Genomic DNA, 19,046 nt, shown 5'->3' on the forward strand with positions numbered 1-19,046 from the left:
ATATTTTTAAATTTAGACCCATACTAGGCGTATGCCTGGAAGTGGTGCCGAGAAGAGAGCTACAGCTGGACTACCCTTAATAGGCGAGGAAGTCTACCTCAGGGCGCTCACAGGCTACCTCGTCGGCTCCGAGCTACTGTGCGGCGCCGGCCGTGTAGCCCTCGTCCCGCTCAACGACAGAATATGCCTCTCGCCCTCAGCCGCCATAGCTGCAGCCTACTGGTCTAAGAGCGGGCTGAAGGAAGGGGTTGTGGCAGTCTTCGAGTACAACCAGAGTAACCCGTCGGAGACGGCTGACAGAGTACTAAAGTGGGGGCCAGACACCATCGCAATACTCTTTGGCGGCGAGAGCAGGCTAGGCGACGTGAACAGGTATGCCATAGACTTCCTCAGAGCCCTCAGGGACAGGGGCTTCAAGGGCCGGCTAGTAATACACGTGCGCACGTGGCTCGCGACGAAAGGCCTAGAAAACGTGCTGGCAGACCCAGAGCTCGCCAGGTACCTAGAGTCCTTGCCAGAGATAAGGGTCTTCACCGCAAACCTGGACGCGAAGAAGTTCTACTACAGCCGGGTAGCCGTCAGCGCTGGCAAAGCCTCGCTACAGACACTCGCCGAGTCCAACCTAAACAACGAGCACGTAAGCCTCCTCAGGAACTCGCTGCCCCCGCCCTAGGCCACGAAACCTACAGCAGCGCAGGAAAGACGACAGAAAAATTTTCTTATTTATGGTTTACACGCGTAGCACTCGCAACTACCCATGCTTACTGATAGAGGGCTAAGAGACACGCTAGGCCCACTCCAGCTCTTCACGCCGCACGAGCACGTAGCCTTGCAATTAAACCCTGTAGCCACAGCTCCTCCAATTGCCACCACACCCACAGCTACAACAGCGATAGCAAGGGCTATTAGCGGCGGTATTAGTAGTGCTCTCTTGTTGCCTCTTGTGTAGGATGTGTAGCCGTGCCAGAGGTAGAGCGGTGCTGTGGCCAGGGCTAGCGCGTAGAGCAGGGGTGTCGGGGTGATGGTTGTGGTGTAGCCCCTCTCCACGTCCAGGAGCAGTGTCACGCCGTAGAACACGTGGAGAGCGGCGAGCCCGAAGAAGGCTACCAGCAGGGTCAAGTACACCATCACGGCGGCGTAGGCGATAGACACGAGAACGGCTCCAGGCCTAACTACCCTGGCTGGCATGGCTACAGCCCATGTCACACGGGAGAAAGAGAAAAACTTTACGGCTTGCAGGGGTAGCACTCGCACTTGCAGGTACACGCTCCAACGCCGAGCGGGTTCAGAGATATGCCTTGAAATTCGCGTTGGGCGGTCTTTACGGGACAGGGGCTACATTGCGCCTTACAGTCGCAGGTACAGCTAGCGTTTGCCGCAATCCACACTCCTCCAGCCGCGCCTACGAGTGCCAGCGCGGCGAGCAGGCCCAGTATTGCTGGCGGTATTAGTAGTGCCCTCTTGTTGCCTCTTGTGTAGGAGGTGTAGCCGTGCCAGAGGTAGAGCGGGGCTAGGCCCAGCACGGCGAGGGCTAGGAGTGGCGTGGGGGCGGCGTACGTCCACCCGCCCTCGACTACGCGCGTGATGAGCGGCTCCAGCCCGCCGCGCGTCAGCGACCACGCGGCCAAAGGGTAGTAAACGACCAAGAACGTGAAGAACTCCATCACAGCAGTGTACAGCAAGGCCACAGCCAAGGCCCTAGGCCTAGCCATCCCGAGCCCCCTCCTCTCCTAGTTTGGGCGCCACCCGGGTGTACTTGAGGGCGTCCAGGATTTTGAGCCTGCCCGGGATCCTCTCCGAGAGAAGTCTCTCCAGCTCTCTCATCTTCGTTGACACAACGACAATCCTGCCCTGCTCCAGGAGCTCGGACACCAGCAGTGGGACAAGGGCCTCGACGCTGTAGTCGTCAAGGCCCACGAGCGGGTCGTCCAGTATTATGAGGTCGGCGGACTTAGAGGCCACGTACGCGCCCGCAAGCTGAACCCTACGCCTCTGGCCCTGAGAGAACTTCGACATCGGCGTGCCTCTCGGGACTCCAAACCTCGCCGGTAGCCCCGTGAAGTCCGCGTCAACGCCGTACACAGAGCCTATGACCCGCAGGTACTCGACGGGCGTGAGGCTTAGGGGCAGGTTCACCCGCTCCTCCAGGAAGAATATCCTCCTCCTCTGCTTCCTGATGTCCGCGCCGAACAGGGTCATGGAGCCGCTTAGGGGCTTGAGAACTGTGGCAATAGTCTTCAGCAGCGTGGTCTTGCCGACGCCGTTGGGCCCCGTCACCAGCAGGGCCTCGCCCCTCTGCAGGCTGAAGCTCACTGGCCCGATCACGGGGTTGCCGCTGTAGCCCGCGACGAGCGAGTCCACGCTAAGCATACCGGCCACCTCCCGAAGTCCGGACGAGGTCGTTCACGCCGAAGGCCGCGACGATGAGGCCGAAGGCCATGACGAACGGGGAGCCCGTGGCCAGGTAGACGGCTACGGCAAAGGCCAGGGGGAGGGCGATGGCTAGGATAGAGGCACTGGGAGGCACTGGGCCGTCTTTCACGAGGATCTTGATGTTCCAGAGGCTCTTGTCGAGCTCTATGTCCCTCTTCCTGAGAGCTACATAGTGCCCCAGCTCGTGCAGGAACGCGAGCGCCGCCATCACGGCCATGTGGAAGAGGAAGAACCCAACAAACAGCAACGGGTCGCGGGAGCAGATCCAGGAGCCCAAGATCCAGGCTAGGGGCAATGAAGGTACAATTACTACAGTGAAGCCCAGCGCTATCCTCAACCCAACGCCCAGCAGGAACTCCCCGAGCCTCATACCTCCCACCTAGAGGTAGTAGTGGAGGACGTGGATTAAATAGGCGAGGAGCAAGAGCGCTGCTAGTAGCAACCAGTGCTCGGGGGCGTGGAGCGACGTGAAAACCCTCATCTGGGCCTCAGCAGGCAGGCGGGCGAGCGCCCACTGGATACCGGGCACCAGTACGAATATCGAGAACAGGAATGCTCCGAGGGACTCTGCGTCGTCCAGCGAGGGCGACGTTAGGGACGCTGCCAGGACGTAGATGGCCAGGAGCGCGTCGACGCCAAGCGTGGATCCTAGGCCCGCCGCCTGGACTGCGTAGAACGTGGCCCAGACAACGGCGAGCCCGTATGCGAGGTTCAGCGCGAGGCTGTAGGCGAAGTCCCTCTTAAACGTGCCCCTGAGGAGCTTGGGAGCCCAGAAGTAGACGTCCAAGTACCTGAGCCCCGCGACAACCACCGATAGCGCCAGGAGCAGGGCTACTCCAAGCATCGGGGCCAGCGTCAGGGCGATGTAGAACTCGTCGCTCGGCCTCGGTATCTCGGTGCAGTTGGCGTACGATAGAGAATACGATAACGAGTAGCTGGAGTTGAACGGAGCCATGTGGAAGCCCACGCGGAGGTATGCGGGAGTTAGCAGGGGGACTAGCCACTTGAGTACTGCCACAATGTACAGCAGTATCGGCGGTACGAACCAGAGGTAGAGGGGCCTCGTGAGCCCCACGTAGGTTCCGCCGACCCTCACGGGCAAGACCCTCCTGGAGAAGAACTGCCTTTCGGAGAGGCTGAGCAGGCCCGAGGCGATGAAGACCGCGCTGACCGCCGGGCCGTAGCGGAGGCCTAGCAGGAACCCGAGCGCGGATGCGACGTGGAAGCCGCTCGCGGAGAAGTACGCGAGGAGGTTGAGGGCCACCATGTAGGCCAGGAGCTCTAGGCTGGAGCGCCTGAGGAGGTACACGAGCAGGGCCAGGAGGGGCGCGTAGAAGATTGAGGCAACGGAGTCCACCCTCCACCCGGCTGCAGGCACTGCCTCGAGGCATAGTAGCCTGCGTGGGGCGTAGGCCTTCTGGAAAAGCAGGCCGAATACCACCGAAGTGAGAGCCGTGTTGAAGATTACGACTTTGGCCAGCTCTTGCTCTAGGGGTGGCATGCCGCCGAGGAGCCTGTCAAGCGTGTAGAAGACTACGGGAAGTAGGGCGAGGTACAACAGGACAGAGGGCTTCCTCGAGAGCACTTTGAGGTACGCGTACGCCAGGTCGTAGAAGTTCCGGGGGGTCACGTCCGCCCACCACTTGCCGCTGGCACCACTCTCTATTTATTCCTTCCGCTGGCAGTCTTGAAGAAATTACGTAAATGACGCCGGAAAAAAATAAATTAGTTCCAAAGACTAAAACATGACCGGCCATGAAAGCCAAGTGGTTCAGGGCGGTTAGGCCTAGGGCCCTGGCTGTGGCCTTGCTGTACACTGCGGTGATGGTGTACTTGACCCTGCTGGTAGCCTTCTTCGGGCTCGCCGCTGTCTACGCCTACACTGGGGCACCCGTACTCCTCGAGGTCGAGAAAGGCTACAAGACCACGGTCACTCCAGCCCCCCTGCTCTACGCGCTAGCCCTGACCACAGCACCGCTCTACCTCTGGAGAGGCTACACATCCTACACAAGAGGCAACAAGAGAGCACTACTAATAGATCCAATAACTGCCGCCTTGATAGCTCTCGCGATACTGGCTATTGCGGGGCTTGCGTACGTGGTGACGTCGCCTTATTGGTGCCCTCAAGTGTGCAAGTGCGGTGTGCAGGAAGTCCTCAAGATCAGTTTTGCACCGCCGGAGATGCACGTGTGCATCTGTTACAGATGTTAATATACTTTTTTTCCTTTTAACCGCGTGCTTGAAGTTCTCCTATCCATGCTATGGAAAATAAATTAGTTCCAAAAACTAGAACTCGACCGGCCATGAAAGCCAAGTGGTTCAGGGCGGTTAGGCCTAGGGCCCTGGCTGTGGCCTTGCTGTACGCCGCGGTGATGGCCTTCCTCACATTCGAGGTTCTGTTCCTGGCCTTCGGCTTCTCGTACCTGATAGCCGGCTGGAGCACTCCCCTGATCTCCGTGAGCGAGTCGGTCAGCACCGTCACAGTGACGCCCTCTATAGCACTCTACGCTGTAGCTATTGCCGCGGCGCCCCTCTACTTCCTCCAAGGCTACAGGTTGTACACCAGAGGTAGGAAGTGGGAACTGCTGATGCCACCAATACTCCTGGGTGCTATAGCTATTGCAATAGTTACGGGTGGCCTTGCAGCCTATAACTATGTGAGTGCACTAGCCAGTGCTGCACAAGCACAAGCCAATGTTGCGCAAATAGAGGCATGCGCGAGGAGCTGCCCGTGCGGCATGAAGAGTTGGACTGGCCCCTCCGAAAATATTACCATAAGCATCACCTCAATCTCGCGTTCGACCTCGCCAGGCAAGTGCGAGTGCTACCCCTGCAAGCCGTAAAGTTTTTCTCTTTCTCCCGTGTGACATGGGCTGTAGCCATGCCAGCCAGGGTAGTTAGGCCTGGAGCCGTTCTCGTGTCTATCGCCTACGCCGCCGTGATGGTGTACTTGACCCTGCTGGTAGCCTTCTTCGGGCTCGCCGCTGTCTACGCCTACACTGGGGCACCCGTACTCCTCGAGGTCGAGAAAGGCTACAAGACCACGGTCACTCCAGCCCCCCTGCTCTACGCGCTAGCCCTGACCACAGCACCGCTCTACCTCTGGAGAGGCTACACATCCTACACAAGAGGCAACAAGAGAGCACTACTAATAGATCCAATAACTGCCGCCTTGATAGCTCTTGCCATTATCGGCGCGGTGGCAATTGGAGGATCAATAATCATGACAGGCTATTGCGCGAATCAATGTGTAGCTGTATGTAGCACCGGCACCGTAAAGAACTGGGAGGAGCCGAGCCTTAGCCTATCTATATTAGGCATATCGGTAAACATAGACGGCTGCAAGTGTGAGTGTAAACCGTGACTAAGTATGGGGTTCTTTTTTAAGCCTCTCTTGAAGGTTATCCTAATCTGGATCCTGCTACAGACGATCCGGGCTTTTGCGAGCTCCTGCTCGAGTTCTCGTCTGCCGTATTCTCAGCGGTATCAGTGCCCGCGTTGCACGAGGTAGGCGTACACAAGGTTGTATAAGTTTCTAAGGCTCATGCCACTTATGTCTTCTGTAAGTATTGTTCCAAAATATAAGCCAGTTCCCGGTATAGAACATGCCATGACTGCCAGAATAGTTAGGCCTAGGGCCCTGGCTGTGGCCTTGTTGATCGCATCTGCGATGGGCCTGGCGGCACACATTGCCCTCTCGAGTGCTCTGCCTGCTCTGGGGCTCTTGGGCGTTGCTGACACGAGTATGTTCTACCGCGTGGAGGTGGTGGAGGTCTCGCCGGGCCACTATGGGTATGTGTTCTCGCCCCAGCCCGCCTACTATATCCTGCTCTCGCTACTCTTCCTCGCGTTCCTCGCCTACGGCTACCACGAGTACACGAGGAGTGGAGTTAAGAGGCTCGTCTTAGCAGGGCTCATAGCCTACTTGATTGCCCTCGTTGCTACGGCGATTGCGTTCTACTTCCTACATGAAGCGATCTGCAATAGCTGTACAACAAGATGCTACGCTGAGGGTAAGTCTCTAAAACAGTGCGGCGTACAGGCCGGTTGCGTATGTGAGCCGAAGCCGTATCCCAGCACTGCCCTGCACCCCGAGAAGACGCTGGGGCTCGTGCTTCCAGGGCTCTTACCGCTCGGTGGCTTGGGGTGAGTTGAGTGTGCCTTTTTAGGCCCCTTTTGAGGGTTGTCCTATCTTGGGCCCTGTTACTCTTACTCATGGTTTTAGTACCCGCATTTCTAGTGGGGTTAGATGCCCCGTGCCTTCTTAGTCTCTTGCTAAAGTCTTCATCTGTTACGTTCTCGGCGCTGTCGATGATCGCGTTGCACGAGGTAGGCCACTACGTGGGGTTGCGGGGCAGGAAGTTCACCGTGAGGGCGTCGCTCCTGAGTTTTGAGCTCATACCGGAAGAGCCTCCGCCCCTGGAGGCTGTCGTCCTGGGCATAGTGATGCCCACTCCTGTCGGCTTGGCAATGTACGCCGTGACGGGCGATATCAGCCACGTCGCGCTCTGGCTCGCGGTCGTGGGCTTCGGCCTCCTAGACTACCTTAGGGTGGAGGGCGCTCGTAGAGGCTGAAGAAGGTGCTGGTAATGTGCTGGGCATAAGCCCCGGCCGATGAGGTTGCAACCCTCCCTGCAGGGTAGCCGCTCTGTGGTCGGCACTGCAACGCTTGGAGCGACGGCAGTGGGACGGAGGGTGCTGGGCATAGACACGGGTGCAGGCTGGGCCGCGACGACAGAGAAAGTACCCGAGGGTGGCCCAGCGGGCAGCCTAGTTGCAGGTGTGATACTTACTTCACGCTCCCAGCGGGGCGTACGGGGATTCTGGGTTCTAGGGCGTGTAGAACAGTTTGAAGGCTTCCTCGGCCTCGGACGGCGATGCGTAGACCCTCCTCACGGAGCCCTCGACGAGCAGTACCGTGGTGTCGGACAGCTCTCTAACCTCCTGGGGGGAGTGCGACACTACTACTGCGATGGCCCCGCGCTCCCTCACGTAATCCCTTACCAGTTCCCTGACCCTGGAGGCGTTAGCCGTGTCCAGGTGGCTCGTGGGCTCGTCGAGCAGGAGTACTTCGGGCTCGAGGGCCAGGACTCTAGCCACCCCGAGCAGCTGCCTCTGCCCGCCCGATAGCTTCTGCGCGGGCTTCTCCTCCAGCCCCCTGAGGCCTAGGAGGCCGAGGTACCTCCTGGCCCTAGCCGACGCCTCTGCCGCTGAGAGGCCCCGGGCCCTCAGCGGGAGGTACAGGTTATTGTACACGCTCGCGGTAAGGGCTACGGGCCGCTGGGGCAGGTAGGCTATGCTCTTGATCCTCTCGCTCCCGGGCGTCAGCTCGGCGCCGTCCAGGAACATCTTGCCGCTGTCGGGCTTCTCGAGGAACGCTACTATCCTAAGTAGCGTGGTCTTCCCGGATCCGTTGGGCCCTATGATGCAGGTTACGCGGCCCCTGGGGGCCTCGACGCTGACGCGCCTCAGCACGGGGACTCCGTTGTAGCTCTTGGAGACCTCCTGGGCCTTAAGCGACACTCCTGCTCACCCGTAGCTTCAGGAGGACTATCACAGTGTTGACCGCCAGGTATATTACTGCCAGGATAGCGCCCAGCGCTATGGCCGTGTCGAACTCGCCGGCACTAGTGTAGTAGACTATCGCCGTCGTGAGGACACGCGTCTGGTACCTTATGTTCCCGCCCACTATTATGACTGCTCCCACCTCTGAGACAGCCCTGCCGAGTGCCGTTAGGACGGCGCCTATGAGGTTTAGCCTCGCCTCGTTGAGGAGGAGCAGGGCCTCATAGACCCTACTCGCTCTGAGCGAGGATATGAGCTCTCTGACGTCCCTCGGTAGGGACTCGACGGCCGTTACTGTGAGCCCAGTCGTTATTGGGAGTGTCAGCAGGAACTGCGCCAGTATCATCGCCTCCGGGGTGAAGAGGATACCCATCCAGCCGAGCGGCCCCGACCTCGAGAGTAGCAGGTAGAGGAGGAGCCCCAGGAGCACGGGCGGAGTTCCCATGAGAGTGTTTATAACCGTTACCAGGACGTTCCTCCCCCTGAACTCCCGGCTCGCGACGAGAGCCCCGAGCACGAGGCCCAGGGCGGAGGAGAGAGCGACAGCTGTAACCGATACCCGTAGCGACAGCAGGGAAATTGACAGGATCTCGCCTATTGTCGTGTCACTAATAGCGAGTCACCCGGGGCAACAGGAATATATCGCTGATGTGGGTCACCGAAAACTCCGGCAGGCTTAGGGGTCTTCCTGTAACTGCTCCCTCCACCACGCAACTTGTTGCTCCTCGTAGGGGTCGTTGACGCCGAGCTTCGCCAGGTTGCCGAAGCAGGCGACGAACAGTTTTGCCCCGCCCTTCGAGTAGTTGCCGATGAGGGCTTGCCCCTTGGGCGAGACTATGAACTTGACGAACTTGTAGGCGGCGTCGTAGTTGACCCACGGGAAGCGGGTCTTGTTCACTAGCGTCGCCCTGTATATGTTCAAGAGCTCGGGGTCGCCTTCGAAGACCACCTTAAGTGACAGCTTGTCCTTGAAGGCAGTGTATGTGCTCCTGTCCGAGAGGGTGTACGCGTTCTTCAACTGATCCGCGACCATGAGCGTCTGCGACATGCCTTGGCCCGTCTCCTTGTACCACGGCTGCCCCGCAACGTCCACGCCGGCTTTCTTCCATATCCTCAGCTCCTTGAGGTGCGTGCCCGACCTGTCGCCCCTCGATACGAAGACGGCCTTGCCCTGCTTGCCAGCCTCGGCTATGAGCCTGAACGCCTCCACGACGCTCTTGGCGCCCCTAACCCCCGCGGGGTCGTCTGAGGGGCCCAGCACGGCGAAGTCGTTGTAGGCGAAGGACGCTGCGTGCAACCCGTAGCCCTCTATTATGAACTGGTCTTCAAGCGGCCTGTCGTGGGTCAGCACTAGGTCTGCGTCGCCCCTCTTAGCTATCTCTATTGCCTGTCCTGTCCCGACAGCCACCCACGTGACGTTTATGTCAGGGTACATCGACTCGAACTCCCTCTTCAGCGCGTCGAGGAGCCCCGTCGCGTCTAGGCTCGTAGTCGTCGCTATCCTCAGGGTAGCCTTGCCTCTAGGCTGGCCCTGCTGGAGGACGTATAAGGCAGAGGCCGCCACTATCAGGGCTAGAGCAACTACAACTAGTAGCCTCCTGTCCATCGTTATGAATATTTTCATAGCGTATATATGTGTTTTTCTCCAATAAGTTAAAAATGCCGCAGATAAGATCCTATATTGTTTACTACTCTCGGCTATACCATTAATATTTAAGAGGCAGCACTCGAGACGCGAGTTTGTTAATTTTACCAAAAAAATATCAGCTAGACTGTGATATACTTAGTGATAGCAATGGAGGCGAGCAGGGTAGGATCAAGGGGCAGGTGGGTAAAGCCTATTTATTCTGTCAATGACCCCTGTGTAGCCCCCGATAGGGTATCGCCGGCGGCATGCTTTGTTCACTGCTCTTCATGCCAGTTCGGGAGCAGGTAAGATGCCGATCGAGCTAAGCAAGAGGTACTACCCGTTTTTCTCGAACGCGAGGACTGAAAACACGTACATTAGGGGCAGGCTAGTCAAGTCCATCATACTAGTCCCTCCGCTAGACAAGGTTGTATTCCTGAACGAGACGGCGACTGAGATCCTCGTCCTACTGGGCAAGGGCCTCACCCCCCTGGAGATAGTAGAGGAGTTGTCTCACTTGTACGGTGCAGATAGGGGGGAGGTCGAGAGAGATGTTACCAGCTTCATAGAGTCCGGGCTGAGGGAGGGCTTTATTAGAGAGGAAGGGAGCCGGAGAGTTCCTCTGGATAAGCTGGAGAACTCCATGCAACTCACTCAGGGCTACTTGAAGTTTCCTGTAGATGTTGACGTTGAGGTCACTCGGAGGTGTAACATGAGGTGCGTTCACTGCTACTCTAACGCGATGCCCTCTGGAGAACAGGGCCCGCCACTGGAGTTCTTTGAGACCCTGGCAGACGAGCTCGGCGAGGGCTCTGCGATGAGAGTTCTCCTCGGTGGGGGAGAGCCTCTCCTCCGCGACGACATAGTCGAGATAGTTGAGGCGTTTACTTCTAGGGGGTTAGCCGTGCACATGTCCACGAACGGCCTGCTCTTCGACGAAGAGATAGCCGAGGAGCTATACAGGGCAGGCCTGAGAGTCATCCAGTTCAGCCTCGATGGTATCGGCGAGATCCATGATACTCTCAGGGGGTTTCCGGGTGCCTTTGACAGAGTTGTCGGCGCGATAAAAACTGCCAAGAGCCTGGGCTTTACAGTGCTTGTCAAGAGCGTAGTGATGAGGGCTAACGTGCACGAGATTTCAAAGGTCTACGAGTTAATCTCGAAGCTTGGAGTGGACTTTTATTCCTTCAATAGGGCTGTACCTGCGGGGAGGGCGCGCCCCAACTGGAGCAAGGTATATGTACTGTATTCTGAGTATGAAAAAGTGTTGGGGTCAGTGAAGGAGGCTTTGGGCGGGAGCAGAATGGAGGCTGGCTTCGAGGAGAGACTCCTCCACGTGGCCAAGCCCTCCGTTGCAGAACCGCCTAGCACCTGCAATGCTGGGATATCTTACATCTCTATCGACGCGAACCTAAGAGTCAGGCCCTGCAGCTACTTCCCTGAAAGGTTCACGTGCGGGGGGCTCTATAGGGACTGGGAGAGCTTAAAAGAGGCGTGGAACGGCTGCGGGCTTCTGAGAGAGCTTAGAGGCCTATCCTTCGAAAAGCTCGAAGAGCCCTGCAGGTCTTGCAGGAGGTGCTATGGTGGCTGTAGGGCAGCAGCCCTTCTCCTCTACAATAGAGTTACCGCTCCCGACCCACTGTGCCCGCTCGTCGAGAGGCTCGGTGGCTTGAATGCTGGTGGTAGAGAATCTAACTAAGGACTTCCTAAGCTATACTTACAAGAAGTTCTCGGTTCCGATGAACTACATCCCACTCCTCTACTTCTACTACAAGATCGCCGAGAGAACAGGCGGAATAGAGAGGAAAGTTGTTAGAGTTTTGGACAACATAACGTTTAGGGTCAAGCAGGGAGAAGTGCTGGCAATTCTAGGTCCAAACGGTTCCGGGAAAACTACTCTTCTCAGGATCCTGGCAGGGCTCAGCGAGCCGACTTCGGGTGCTATAAGCTGGAACGGAGAGGATTTGACGTGGCTCCCGGAGAGGAGGCAGAGGCTCTGCATGTACATCCCGGGGCTCTTGGGCGCGAGGATTTTCACTGATAGCTCGCTTACGGTGAGGAATAACTTGAGGAGGTTTGCAGAGTTCTGCGGGGCTTCTGGGAGCAAAGTCGACGAAGTTTTGGCTCTCACCGGACTAGATGAGGTGAAGGACAGCTTCATATACGAGCTGTCTACGGGGTACCTGGCCAGGATTACCATAGCCATAGGCTTGATAAGGGACGCAGAGGTGTACTTACTAGACGAGACGTTTCTAGGCCTCTCCCTCGAGACGAAGAACGCTCTAATGGACTATGTTAGGGACAGTCTAGCCAGCAGGATGGAGAAAGCCGTCATACTGGCTACGAATGACATAAGGGATGCTGAGAGGATCGCGGATCGCTTCCTATTCCTCTACAACGGCCGCGTCGTGGAGGAGGGTGACGTCAGAAGCCTCCTCGGAAAGTTCAAGCTGGGCGATAGGATAAAGATTAGTGTGAGGTGCGAGCTCTCTAGCGAGCTGGTTAGAAGCCTAGAGTCTTACGGAAAAGTGAGCTACAGAGTAGAGTATGGCACCGTGGAATTGACAGTACTGGTCGAAGACGCTGAGAGGGCGATCCCTGTGATACTGGGAGAAGTGGTATCCAGGGGCTGCGTGCCGAGCTCTCTCTCAGTCGACAGGCCCACGCTGGAGGACGTGTACATGCACCTCTATGCCGACAAGTGGAAAAAGCCCCAGGCCTCAGAGGTGACAGGGTGCTACGTGGTGATGTGATGCGGCCGAGCATCGATTTCGCCAGGGCGGTTCTCGGTTTCCTCTGGAAGAGGCTTAAGTACACGGTAGTGGGGTGGAGAGCGTGGTGGTTCGTCTTCGTTCCGGGAGAGTTTCTAAACATATTGCTCGGGCTTGCAACCTGGTACTTCTTCACTTTTTACCTGGCATCGACTGGCAGGGTGGGGGACATAATTTCCTACATAATCCTTGGAATGGGGGTCAACACTGTGCTGAGGTCTGCTCTGGTTCACCTCTACTGGGCAATTCACGGGCTGTACTCCGGTTACCTGGAGAGTGGAGGCTTCAGGATGAGGTACTGGGAGTACTACAGCCTCGCCGGCGTACCTAAGTACGTGGCGGTTGTTGGCTTCATGGTCTTTGACAACCTCCGCTCTTTCGTAAGCCTGGCACTTTACTTAGTGGTTGGAGTCTTCGTCTTCAGAGTAATCTCTGGGAGCCTGCAGTCCTACGCCCTGGCGCTCTCCCTCCTATTAACAGGCTACCTGGCGACGTTTACCCTGGGGGTGCTCGTTGCCAGCTCTTTCTGGTTTTTCGTGAGATACAGGGAGCTGACGCTGAACCCGTTTGTATGGGTCATAGACGCTCTCGTCCCAGTCGTGAGCGGGATGTACTACCCCCTGGACGTCCTGCCTCCCTACTTGAGGGCTGTTGGAGAGCTCTTACCCCACACGCACACCATAGAGGCTATTCGAGTAGCGCTCGGAGTATCCAGAGGCGACATAGTGCCGCATGCCGCTGTACTACTGGTTTACATCTCTTTGCTTCCAGTAGCCGTACTAGTCTTCAGGAAGTGCGAACACTGGGCATTGAGGAAGTCGGGCATTTTATAACGTGCTGGTCTAGCCGAGCCAAACAGGGTGCGCCGGGAAAGCACCCCTATAACCGTGTCTAACGTGAAGATGAAGATGCTCTACTTCTTCCTTCTGCCCTTCCTCCTGCTCTCGGTATAGCCGGAGAAGCGCCTCATCTCGCGCTCTACTTTTCTAAAGTTGCAGAGCCGGAGAACAGATGAGCTGCCCGAGGAACCGGAGCAGCCCCCGCTCCGCCAGTAGAAACATTATTAATGAGGTGGACGCGTGAAGCCCTTGTGTCTGCTAGCCCCGAGGTAGTCGGAGACACACTGCTGTGTGAGGGCAGGAGGGTGAGGCTCTACAGGCGGGAAGTGAGGTACGGGGGCAAGACCTACGTGCGCGACGTGGTGGCCTTCGGGCAGGGCGTCGTCATAGTGCCAGTTAAAAGCGACGGGAGGATAGTGTTCGTGGAGCAGTGGCGCGCCCCGCTGAAGCGCTGGGTAATCGAGTTGCCAGCGGGGAAGCTCGAGGAGGGAGAAAAACCCCTTGAGGCTGCTAGGCGCGAGCTGGAGGAGGAGACGGGGTACAGGGCCGGGAAGTGGGAGTACGTTGGGGGCTTCAGCGTTGCCCCGGGCTACAGCGACGAGGTACTGCACTTCTTCATAGCTAGTGGGCTTGAACACGTCGGGGCGCGCCCTGAGCTCGGGGAGGTCATAAGGGTGGTCGAGATGGGCCCTGGCGAGTACCTGGAGAGCGTGGCAGGCGGGGTGGGGGACCTCAAGACGGTGGCAGGGGTTCTCCTCTACATTTCCGCTAGGGGGCGTGGTGGCTCGTGGGTCTGAAGAAGACTGGCCTGCTCTTCTACCTCGAGAGAATATACAGCGTGCTCGTCGGGGCAGCGTTCATACTGCTGGTAACGCGCAACCTTAGGCCTAGCGAGTTCGGCGCCTGGAGCGTGGTGTCGTCTGTCCTCACCTACGCTAGCATGGCTACACTCGTGAACTACTGGGTTACGAGGTTTAGGGCTAGGGGTGAGGTGGAGAGTCTTTCGACGGGCCTGGCCCTGTCGTCGGCGTTTTCCCTGGTGGCAATGGCTTCTCTGGCTATACTGTCCAGGGCTATAAGCGACTCCTTCGACGTCCCCTATGAGGCCCTCGTGGTCTCGGTGTTCTACCTCCCGTTCTTGTACCTGAACAGCACCATGTACGCGTCCCTGTATGCCGTCAACCCGCCCCTCACTGCCGTCACGGAGTTCGTATTCGAGACCGTCAAGCTACTAGCCGCTCTGGTCTTCGCACTGACGTCAAAGGTCACACTTGTAACCGCGATGCTCGCAGTCCTAGCCGGGCATGCAGGCCAGGCGCTAGCCCTCGCTTTCTTCACGAGGAGAGATATGAGGCACAGGCCCAGCCTGGAGCTCGCCAAGAAGGTACTGGCCTACTCGTGGGTGAATGCCCTCGGCCTCCCAGCATCCATCATAGCCTTGATGGACGTGCCCCTAATCTCGCACTACGCCTCCAACAGGGCTGTCGCGTACTACACTGTGGTACTGACATACTCCAACCTCGTGGGCTACTCCTACATGCTAGGCCGCGGCCTGTACCCGAGCCTGCTTCAATCGCACGAGAATGCCAGGGAGAAGCTCGAGGAGACTCTCAGGTTCTCCCTGTTGCTCGGAGTCCCGACAGCCCTGGGCGCCGTAGCCCTTGCACCGAACCTGCTCTTCATCCTCAACCCAGACTACGTAGTGGCCGCCCCTGTCCTAGTTGCCGCCTCGATAGCGTCGCTGGTAGGCGTTCTCAACGGCATCCTCTCGGACGCGTTGCAGGGGCTTGAGAAGCGCGACTTCGAGGGGTCGAGCCCGGCCGGGCTAGCGAGCACGTACATGTTCAAGGCAGTGGTGGTGGGCCTGGCTAGAGCTGTAGCCGGCATTACAGGCCTAGTGCTCGTACTGTCTACAGTGAGGGGGGATGTCGAGATAGCTACTCTTGCGAGGGTTTCCTGGCTCTTCGCCGAGATCATGGTCTTCGCCAGCCTATACGCCCTCGCGAGACAGCACTTGAGCCTCCGCTTCGTGTCAGGGGTGCTCGCCAGGTACGTTGTAGCCTCTATCCCCATGTGCCTTGTCGCGGCCTACATAGACCCGTGGAAGGTCAGGGAAGCCTTCCTCGCAGTCCTCGCTGGAGGGGCAGTATACTTCACAACACTATACCTAGTCGACGGCTGGTTCAGGAGGCTCGCGACAGCTACCCTGGCGCGCCTCGCCCGGGCCGCTCTACGCGCGTAGACACGACTAAGAGCTTTACGTGGGGGTCTACTTCTCTTAAAGCCCCGCGAAGCAAAGCCAGAACCTCAGGGGGTAGCTCTTCCCCAGCGTAGAGCTCTGCCGTGCCCCTCCACGGCTCCAGTAACACTACGCCTACAATCCTGCCGCCGTAGCCCAGGATGTACTCGTATGCGTGCATGTGCACGTACAGCCCACGCCTTCTGAGCTCTAAGAGAAGCTTCAACCTTGCACCAGGAGTCTCGAGCATAGACCTCATATTAGCCCCACGAGAAGTTCCTAGAAGGCACAACTTTTAAGCCTTAGAGTATTAATAAGAGATCTTCTAGTACTTTGACTTGATTTTGGTTTCTGTTATGTTCAACTACGTGCATGGGACTCGAAAATAGGTATACTAGAAATCATTGCTTGAATTCGTAGCAATTCGGTTTCTCATAGTTTGAAGGTGCTGTACGTATTACAGCTTCGACTGTAAACGTCGCTGTGCAGCGCGGAGCTCTTTATAATCGCTATTTTTTAATTCACGATATCTTTATCGTAATAACAATGTCAACTAGTGGCTTTGTTTCCGAGCCTGTGGTTAATACTGAGATTGCCAAGATATTGAGCGAGCTCGGGCTTGATGCCAGGGCTGAAAGAGTGTATCAGCACAGGAGACCGGATATAAAGATTTACCACAAGGGTCTGATAATAGGCATCGAATCATCGTATAACAAGAGCGATGCTGAAAACGATGCTGTGGTGAGGATCAGACAGGGTCTCGTTGACATTGCGCTGGCGCTCTATATCAAGCAAAGGTTCAGCGACATGCCGGAGAGCGAGTTAAGGGAGGCGGTGAGAAACGCCAGGTTTGATGCCAGAGTCTACACAGAAGAGAAGTATAGAGAGTCACTACCTACCTCAGAGGGGTGGTTTGTCGACGTGGATCTGGTGACGCTGAAGAACATTATTGATAATGTAGCGGACTTCATGATAAGAGAGGAGGACATTGAGAGTGTTGTGAAAGAAGCCGAGGAAAAGATCAGCAATTTTATAAATGTAACTAGAAGTATTGATGAACGTAGTGATATAGACGGGAGGATTCACAAGGAAATATATAACGTGCTCTACAGGTTGTACGGGCTACAGCCGTCCGAGGATCCTGAGATAATATTTGGCCATGCGGCCCTCTCAATAATGCTTTCAGCAGTGCTTTTTGAGCGAGTGGTGGGCCAGATAGACAGTTACTTGAAGCAGGGGTATATAAAGGGTCTCAGAGAAGCACTTATTGACCTGAAGAAGAAAAACTACGGGGAGGCGGTGGGTGGCACCATAGAAATCCTTGATATTCTTGACCGGTTGCTCCCAAGGGATGTTTACGGAAACTTTGAACTGAGGATTAGAAGTTTGGTAGACTTGGCTAAAAGTATAGCTAGGAGAAGGGCTTTACTGGCTAAGGATCTGGCTGGCAGGATTTATCACAGGATTACAGGTGATATTGCCATTAAAAAGGGCTTTGCCACATACTACACAGAGATCCCCAGTGCTTACCTGTTGGCTACGCTGGCCAGTAGAGTGCTCTTGGGGCTTGATGGAAGAAGTATCACGGAGCTGAGTAGCGATGAAGCGAGAAAAATAATTAGCAGGGTTAAGAGCATTAAAGTTGGCGACTTCTCATGCGGCTCAGGAAGCCTCTTAACAGCCACTAAATACGTGCTTATTGATAGGATAGCCGCGGCGCTCAACTACTATTACGAGTTAGGGGAGGACTTAAGCGAGGTGAGCAGAAGGTTTGTCGAGAGGAGTGTTTACGGGGTTGATGCTCTTAAGTATGCATCGCAGATAACGGCGTTAAACCTCGCATTAATGACTCCAACTGTTGTTTCCAAGCAGAACATATACACAGTATACCTCGGTTACCTCGAGGACAAGGACACGGTGTGGCTCGGCTCCCTGGAGCTGTTGAGGGATAGTAAAAGTGTTAGCGGCATCCTTAAGTGGCTTGGAAGCATAAAGGGTGGCGCAGAGAAGGTGACACTGGAGAACAGCGAGAGCGTATTCGAAATCCCAGGTGAGTTCGACCTGATAATCATGAATCCTCCATTCACGAGGGCCACTGGGAGGGTTGGAAAGGATTTCAAGGAGGGTAGAGAGGGGTTGTTTGGCTTTATCGTAGACGAGAAACTGAGGAGAAAACTTCTCGGCGAATACGATAAACTTAGGCAGGGTGTTGCCAGGGATCTCAAGTCAATAGCCAAGCGCCTTGCCGAGAGGGAGTTGAGCGGCGTTATTAAGGAGATTGTGGTAAACGAGCCGAAAGAGTACAAGCAGTACCTAGCTATTGGACAGGCGGGTGAGGGTTTACTCTTCCTCTACCTGGCTTACAAATATATCGGCGAGAATGGTGTCATAGCGTTCGTCCTGCCCAGGAATGTATTAGCTGGGACTTCGTGGTTCCTAGCTAGAGCCTTACTGGCCAGCAAGTTCCACGTTAGGTATGTCGTGGTCAGCAGCGACAGCGAGAACGGCTATAACTTCTCGGAGGGGACTAGCTTGAGTGAGGCTCTAATAGTGGCTAAGAGAACCGATGCCCACAGCGAGCACGAGGAGACGGTGTTCGTGAACCTACTTAGGAAGCCGAAAACAGCTCTTGAGGCAATTATTCTGGCAGAGAAGGCCGCTGAGCAGGCCTCGAAGACAGGCAGCGGGGCTTACCGGGTAGACGGCGTTGCAGAGATAATAAAGGCTAAGAGGGGGGTTCTCATGGAGAACCTGGACAACTGGAATAGAATATTCTACGCCCACATGGCAGGATACTTTTACGGGATACCTCTCACGCATCTAGGCAACCTTGTCAACGTCGTTGGGCTGGCCGTTAGGGGCGGGACGTTTCACGAGGTTTTCAAAATAGTGGGCAAGGAGCCATACCCGATAAGCGCGCCCGTAATCCCAGCCCTAATAGGTGGTGGTGAGGAAGTTAGGTTTAAAATCAGGGTTAGGCCAAACGCTAGTGTTGCGTGCCTGAATGAAAGGTACCTAGAAACTAGAAGCAAGTTCCTAGTTCCTGACAGGATTAGGGTGAATACAGCACACGCCTTAGCCCTGTACTCCACGGAGGAAGTTGTTTCCAACATATTCTTTGGCCTGAAGCCAAAGGAGGGCCTGACCGAGGAGCACATGAAGGCAATAATACTGTGGTTCAACACGACGTGGGGCATAGTCTCAACACTGGCCAACAGAACTGAGACCGAGGGGCCATGGTCTAGACTGACGATAACCAAGTGGAGATTAACGCAGGCATTAGATGTCTCAAGACTTGGTGAGGAGAAAATAATGGCTTTAGCTAGAGTGCTAGATGAAAACGCCGACAAGCCGCTACGTACGATTCCAGAGCAATTTAACCCAGACAAACCAGATCCGGTAAGGCTCTCTATAGATATAGGATTCCTAAAGGCTCTGAACCCGGGCTCAAGTGAAGAGGAGATTAGAAGAGAGTTAGTGAAACTATATAGACACGTATATATGATGCTTAGCCTATGGACAGGCATGTAGCAGACATCACCAATATCCCCACTCAGCTGACTTATCTTCTT

Annotated in this window: 21 protein-coding genes; 12 read left to right on the forward strand and 9 right to left on the reverse strand. The window is 56.2% G+C overall.

What is annotated here, in order from left to right:
- Positions 1-31 precede the first annotated feature (31 nt).
- Positions 32-673 carry a type 1 periplasmic-binding domain-containing protein gene (locus IG193_RS01060; RefSeq protein ID WP_192819058.1) on the forward strand — a complete coding sequence of 214 codons (642 nt, stop codon included), beginning with the start codon at positions 32-34 and terminating at the stop codon, positions 671-673.
- Positions 674-723: 50 nt separating this feature from the next.
- Here the strand turns inward: IG193_RS01060 and IG193_RS01065 are convergent, their stop codons facing one another.
- From IG193_RS01065 to IG193_RS01085, 5 genes are read right to left on the reverse strand one after another with little or no spacing between them, the layout of a single operon-like run.
- On the reverse strand, positions 724-1,188 hold the full coding sequence (locus IG193_RS01065) for a hypothetical protein (protein WP_192819059.1): 465 nt from the start codon (positions 1,186-1,188) through the stop codon (positions 724-726).
- 38 nt (positions 1,189-1,226) lie between these two features.
- Positions 1,227-1,712, reverse strand: coding sequence for a hypothetical protein (locus IG193_RS01070; RefSeq protein WP_192819060.1), 486 nt, complete (start codon positions 1,710-1,712; stop codon positions 1,227-1,229).
- The gene (locus IG193_RS01075; protein ID WP_192819061.1) at positions 1,705-2,370 is read right to left on the reverse strand and encodes an ABC transporter ATP-binding protein; all 666 of its coding nucleotides are present in this window, start codon (positions 2,368-2,370) and stop codon (positions 1,705-1,707) included. Before IG193_RS01075 ends, IG193_RS01070 begins: the two co-directional genes overlap by 8 nt.
- A complete protein-coding gene (locus IG193_RS01080) occupies positions 2,363-2,803 on the reverse strand; it encodes a hypothetical protein (RefSeq protein WP_192819062.1) in 441 nt (146 codons plus the stop codon). Before IG193_RS01080 ends, IG193_RS01075 begins: the two co-directional genes overlap by 8 nt.
- Positions 2,804-2,812: 9 nt before the next feature.
- The gene (locus IG193_RS01085) at positions 2,813-4,063 is read right to left on the reverse strand and encodes a hypothetical protein (RefSeq protein WP_192819063.1); all 1,251 of its coding nucleotides are present in this window, start codon (positions 4,061-4,063) and stop codon (positions 2,813-2,815) included.
- Positions 4,064-4,188: 125 nt separating this feature from the next.
- On the opposite strand from IG193_RS01085, the gene IG193_RS01090 reads away from it, so the two are divergent.
- From IG193_RS01090 to IG193_RS01110, 5 genes are all read left to right on the forward strand, one after another.
- Positions 4,189-4,644 carry a hypothetical protein gene (locus tag IG193_RS01090; protein ID WP_192819064.1) on the forward strand — a complete coding sequence of 152 codons (456 nt, stop codon included), beginning with the start codon at positions 4,189-4,191 and terminating at the stop codon, positions 4,642-4,644.
- Positions 4,645-4,736: 92 nt separating this feature from the next.
- Positions 4,737-5,276, forward strand: a complete 540-nt coding sequence (locus IG193_RS01095) for a hypothetical protein (RefSeq protein WP_192819065.1) — start codon at positions 4,737-4,739, stop codon at positions 5,274-5,276.
- A gap of 38 nt (positions 5,277-5,314) precedes the next feature.
- Positions 5,315-5,797 (forward strand): hypothetical protein, encoded by a 483-nt coding sequence (locus tag IG193_RS01100; RefSeq protein WP_192819066.1) that lies wholly within the window; start codon positions 5,315-5,317, stop codon positions 5,795-5,797.
- A gap of 246 nt (positions 5,798-6,043) precedes the next feature.
- On the forward strand, positions 6,044-6,583 hold the full coding sequence (locus IG193_RS01105; protein WP_192819067.1) for a hypothetical protein: 540 nt from the start codon (positions 6,044-6,046) through the stop codon (positions 6,581-6,583).
- Between the two features lie 122 nt (positions 6,584-6,705).
- On the forward strand, positions 6,706-7,008 hold the full coding sequence (locus IG193_RS01110; protein ID WP_192819068.1) for a hypothetical protein: 303 nt from the start codon (positions 6,706-6,708) through the stop codon (positions 7,006-7,008).
- Between the two features lie 255 nt (positions 7,009-7,263).
- Here the strand turns inward: IG193_RS01110 and IG193_RS01115 are convergent, their stop codons facing one another.
- From IG193_RS01115 to IG193_RS01125, 3 genes are all read right to left on the reverse strand, one after another.
- Positions 7,264-7,956 (reverse strand): ABC transporter ATP-binding protein, encoded by a 693-nt coding sequence (locus IG193_RS01115; RefSeq protein ID WP_192819069.1) that lies wholly within the window; start codon positions 7,954-7,956, stop codon positions 7,264-7,266.
- Entirely contained in the window at positions 7,946-8,611 is a 666-nt protein-coding gene (locus tag IG193_RS01120) for an ABC transporter permease (protein WP_192819700.1), read from the reverse strand. Before IG193_RS01120 ends, IG193_RS01115 begins: the two co-directional genes overlap by 11 nt.
- Positions 8,612-8,674: 63 nt before the next feature.
- Entirely contained in the window at positions 8,675-9,604 is a 930-nt protein-coding gene (locus IG193_RS01125; RefSeq protein ID WP_192819070.1) for a substrate-binding domain-containing protein, read from the reverse strand.
- Between the two features lie 331 nt (positions 9,605-9,935).
- On the opposite strand from IG193_RS01125, the gene IG193_RS01130 reads away from it, so the two are divergent.
- The 5 genes from IG193_RS01130 to IG193_RS01150 all read left to right on the forward strand — a co-directional run bounded on the left by IG193_RS01130 (position 9,936) and on the right by IG193_RS01150 (position 15,477).
- The gene (locus tag IG193_RS01130; protein WP_192819071.1) at positions 9,936-11,324 is read left to right on the forward strand and encodes a PqqD family peptide modification chaperone; all 1,389 of its coding nucleotides are present in this window, start codon (positions 9,936-9,938) and stop codon (positions 11,322-11,324) included.
- Complete coding sequence (locus IG193_RS01135) at positions 11,299-12,378, forward strand: ABC transporter ATP-binding protein (protein ID WP_192819072.1); 1,080 nt, start codon at positions 11,299-11,301, stop codon at positions 12,376-12,378. Before IG193_RS01130 ends, IG193_RS01135 begins: the two co-directional genes overlap by 26 nt.
- Positions 12,360-13,229: an ABC transporter permease gene (locus tag IG193_RS01140; protein ID WP_192819073.1), complete on the forward strand. Its 870-nt coding sequence runs from the start codon at positions 12,360-12,362 to the stop codon at positions 13,227-13,229. Before IG193_RS01135 ends, IG193_RS01140 begins: the two co-directional genes overlap by 19 nt.
- A 257-nt stretch (positions 13,230-13,486) precedes the next feature.
- Positions 13,487-14,032 (forward strand): NUDIX domain-containing protein, encoded by a 546-nt coding sequence (locus IG193_RS01145; RefSeq protein WP_192819074.1) that lies wholly within the window; start codon positions 13,487-13,489, stop codon positions 14,030-14,032.
- Entirely contained in the window at positions 14,023-15,477 is a 1,455-nt protein-coding gene (locus tag IG193_RS01150) for an MATE family efflux transporter (RefSeq protein WP_192819075.1), read from the forward strand. Before IG193_RS01145 ends, IG193_RS01150 begins: the two co-directional genes overlap by 10 nt.
- On the opposite strand, the gene IG193_RS01155 is transcribed toward IG193_RS01150, so the two are convergent.
- A complete protein-coding gene (locus tag IG193_RS01155; protein ID WP_192819076.1) occupies positions 15,437-15,733 on the reverse strand; it encodes a hypothetical protein in 297 nt (98 codons plus the stop codon). The genes IG193_RS01150 and IG193_RS01155 overlap by 41 nt on opposite strands.
- A 287-nt stretch (positions 15,734-16,020) precedes the next feature.
- Here IG193_RS01155 and IG193_RS01160 point away from each other — a divergent pair, with 287 nt between their 5' ends.
- On the forward strand, positions 16,021-19,005 hold the full coding sequence (locus IG193_RS01160) for a DNA methyltransferase family protein (protein ID WP_192819077.1): 2,985 nt from the start codon (positions 16,021-16,023) through the stop codon (positions 19,003-19,005).
- Positions 19,006-19,046 lie beyond the last annotated feature (41 nt).

It is taken from the genome of Infirmifilum lucidum, from assembly GCF_014876775.1.
Classification (GTDB): Archaea; Thermoproteota; Thermoprotei; order Thermofilales; family Thermofilaceae; genus Thermofilum; species Thermofilum lucidum.

What these genes read in the sequence shown, in the direction of transcription:
- IG193_RS01060 (WP_192819058.1), top strand. Translation starts at nt 32, where the DNA reads ATGCCTGGAAGTGGTGCCGAGAAGAGAGCTACAGCTGGACTACCCTTA.
- IG193_RS01065 (WP_192819059.1), bottom strand. Translation starts at nt 1,188, where the DNA reads ATGCCAGCCAGGGTAGTTAGGCCTGGAGCCGTTCTCGTGTCTATCGCC.
- IG193_RS01070 (WP_192819060.1), bottom strand. Translation starts at nt 1,712, where the DNA reads ATGGCTAGGCCTAGGGCCTTGGCTGTGGCCTTGCTGTACACTGCTGTG.
- IG193_RS01075 (WP_192819061.1), bottom strand. Translation starts at nt 2,370, where the DNA reads ATGCTTAGCGTGGACTCGCTCGTCGCGGGCTACAGCGGCAACCCCGTG.
- IG193_RS01080 (WP_192819062.1), bottom strand. Translation starts at nt 2,803, where the DNA reads ATGAGGCTCGGGGAGTTCCTGCTGGGCGTTGGGTTGAGGATAGCGCTG.
- IG193_RS01090 (WP_192819064.1), top strand. Translation starts at nt 4,189, where the DNA reads ATGAAAGCCAAGTGGTTCAGGGCGGTTAGGCCTAGGGCCCTGGCTGTG.
- IG193_RS01095 (WP_192819065.1), top strand. Translation starts at nt 4,737, where the DNA reads ATGAAAGCCAAGTGGTTCAGGGCGGTTAGGCCTAGGGCCCTGGCTGTG.
- IG193_RS01100 (WP_192819066.1), top strand. Translation starts at nt 5,315, where the DNA reads ATGCCAGCCAGGGTAGTTAGGCCTGGAGCCGTTCTCGTGTCTATCGCC.
- IG193_RS01105 (WP_192819067.1), top strand. Translation starts at nt 6,044, where the DNA reads ATGACTGCCAGAATAGTTAGGCCTAGGGCCCTGGCTGTGGCCTTGTTG.
- IG193_RS01125 (WP_192819070.1), bottom strand. Translation starts at nt 9,604, where the DNA reads ATGGACAGGAGGCTACTAGTTGTAGTTGCTCTAGCCCTGATAGTGGCG.
- IG193_RS01130 (WP_192819071.1), top strand. Translation starts at nt 9,936, where the DNA reads ATGCCGATCGAGCTAAGCAAGAGGTACTACCCGTTTTTCTCGAACGCG.
- IG193_RS01135 (WP_192819072.1), top strand. Translation starts at nt 11,299, where the DNA reads ATGCTGGTGGTAGAGAATCTAACTAAGGACTTCCTAAGCTATACTTAC.
- IG193_RS01155 (WP_192819076.1), bottom strand. Translation starts at nt 15,733, where the DNA reads ATGAGGTCTATGCTCGAGACTCCTGGTGCAAGGTTGAAGCTTCTCTTA.
- IG193_RS01160 (WP_192819077.1), top strand. Translation starts at nt 16,021, where the DNA reads ATGTCAACTAGTGGCTTTGTTTCCGAGCCTGTGGTTAATACTGAGATT.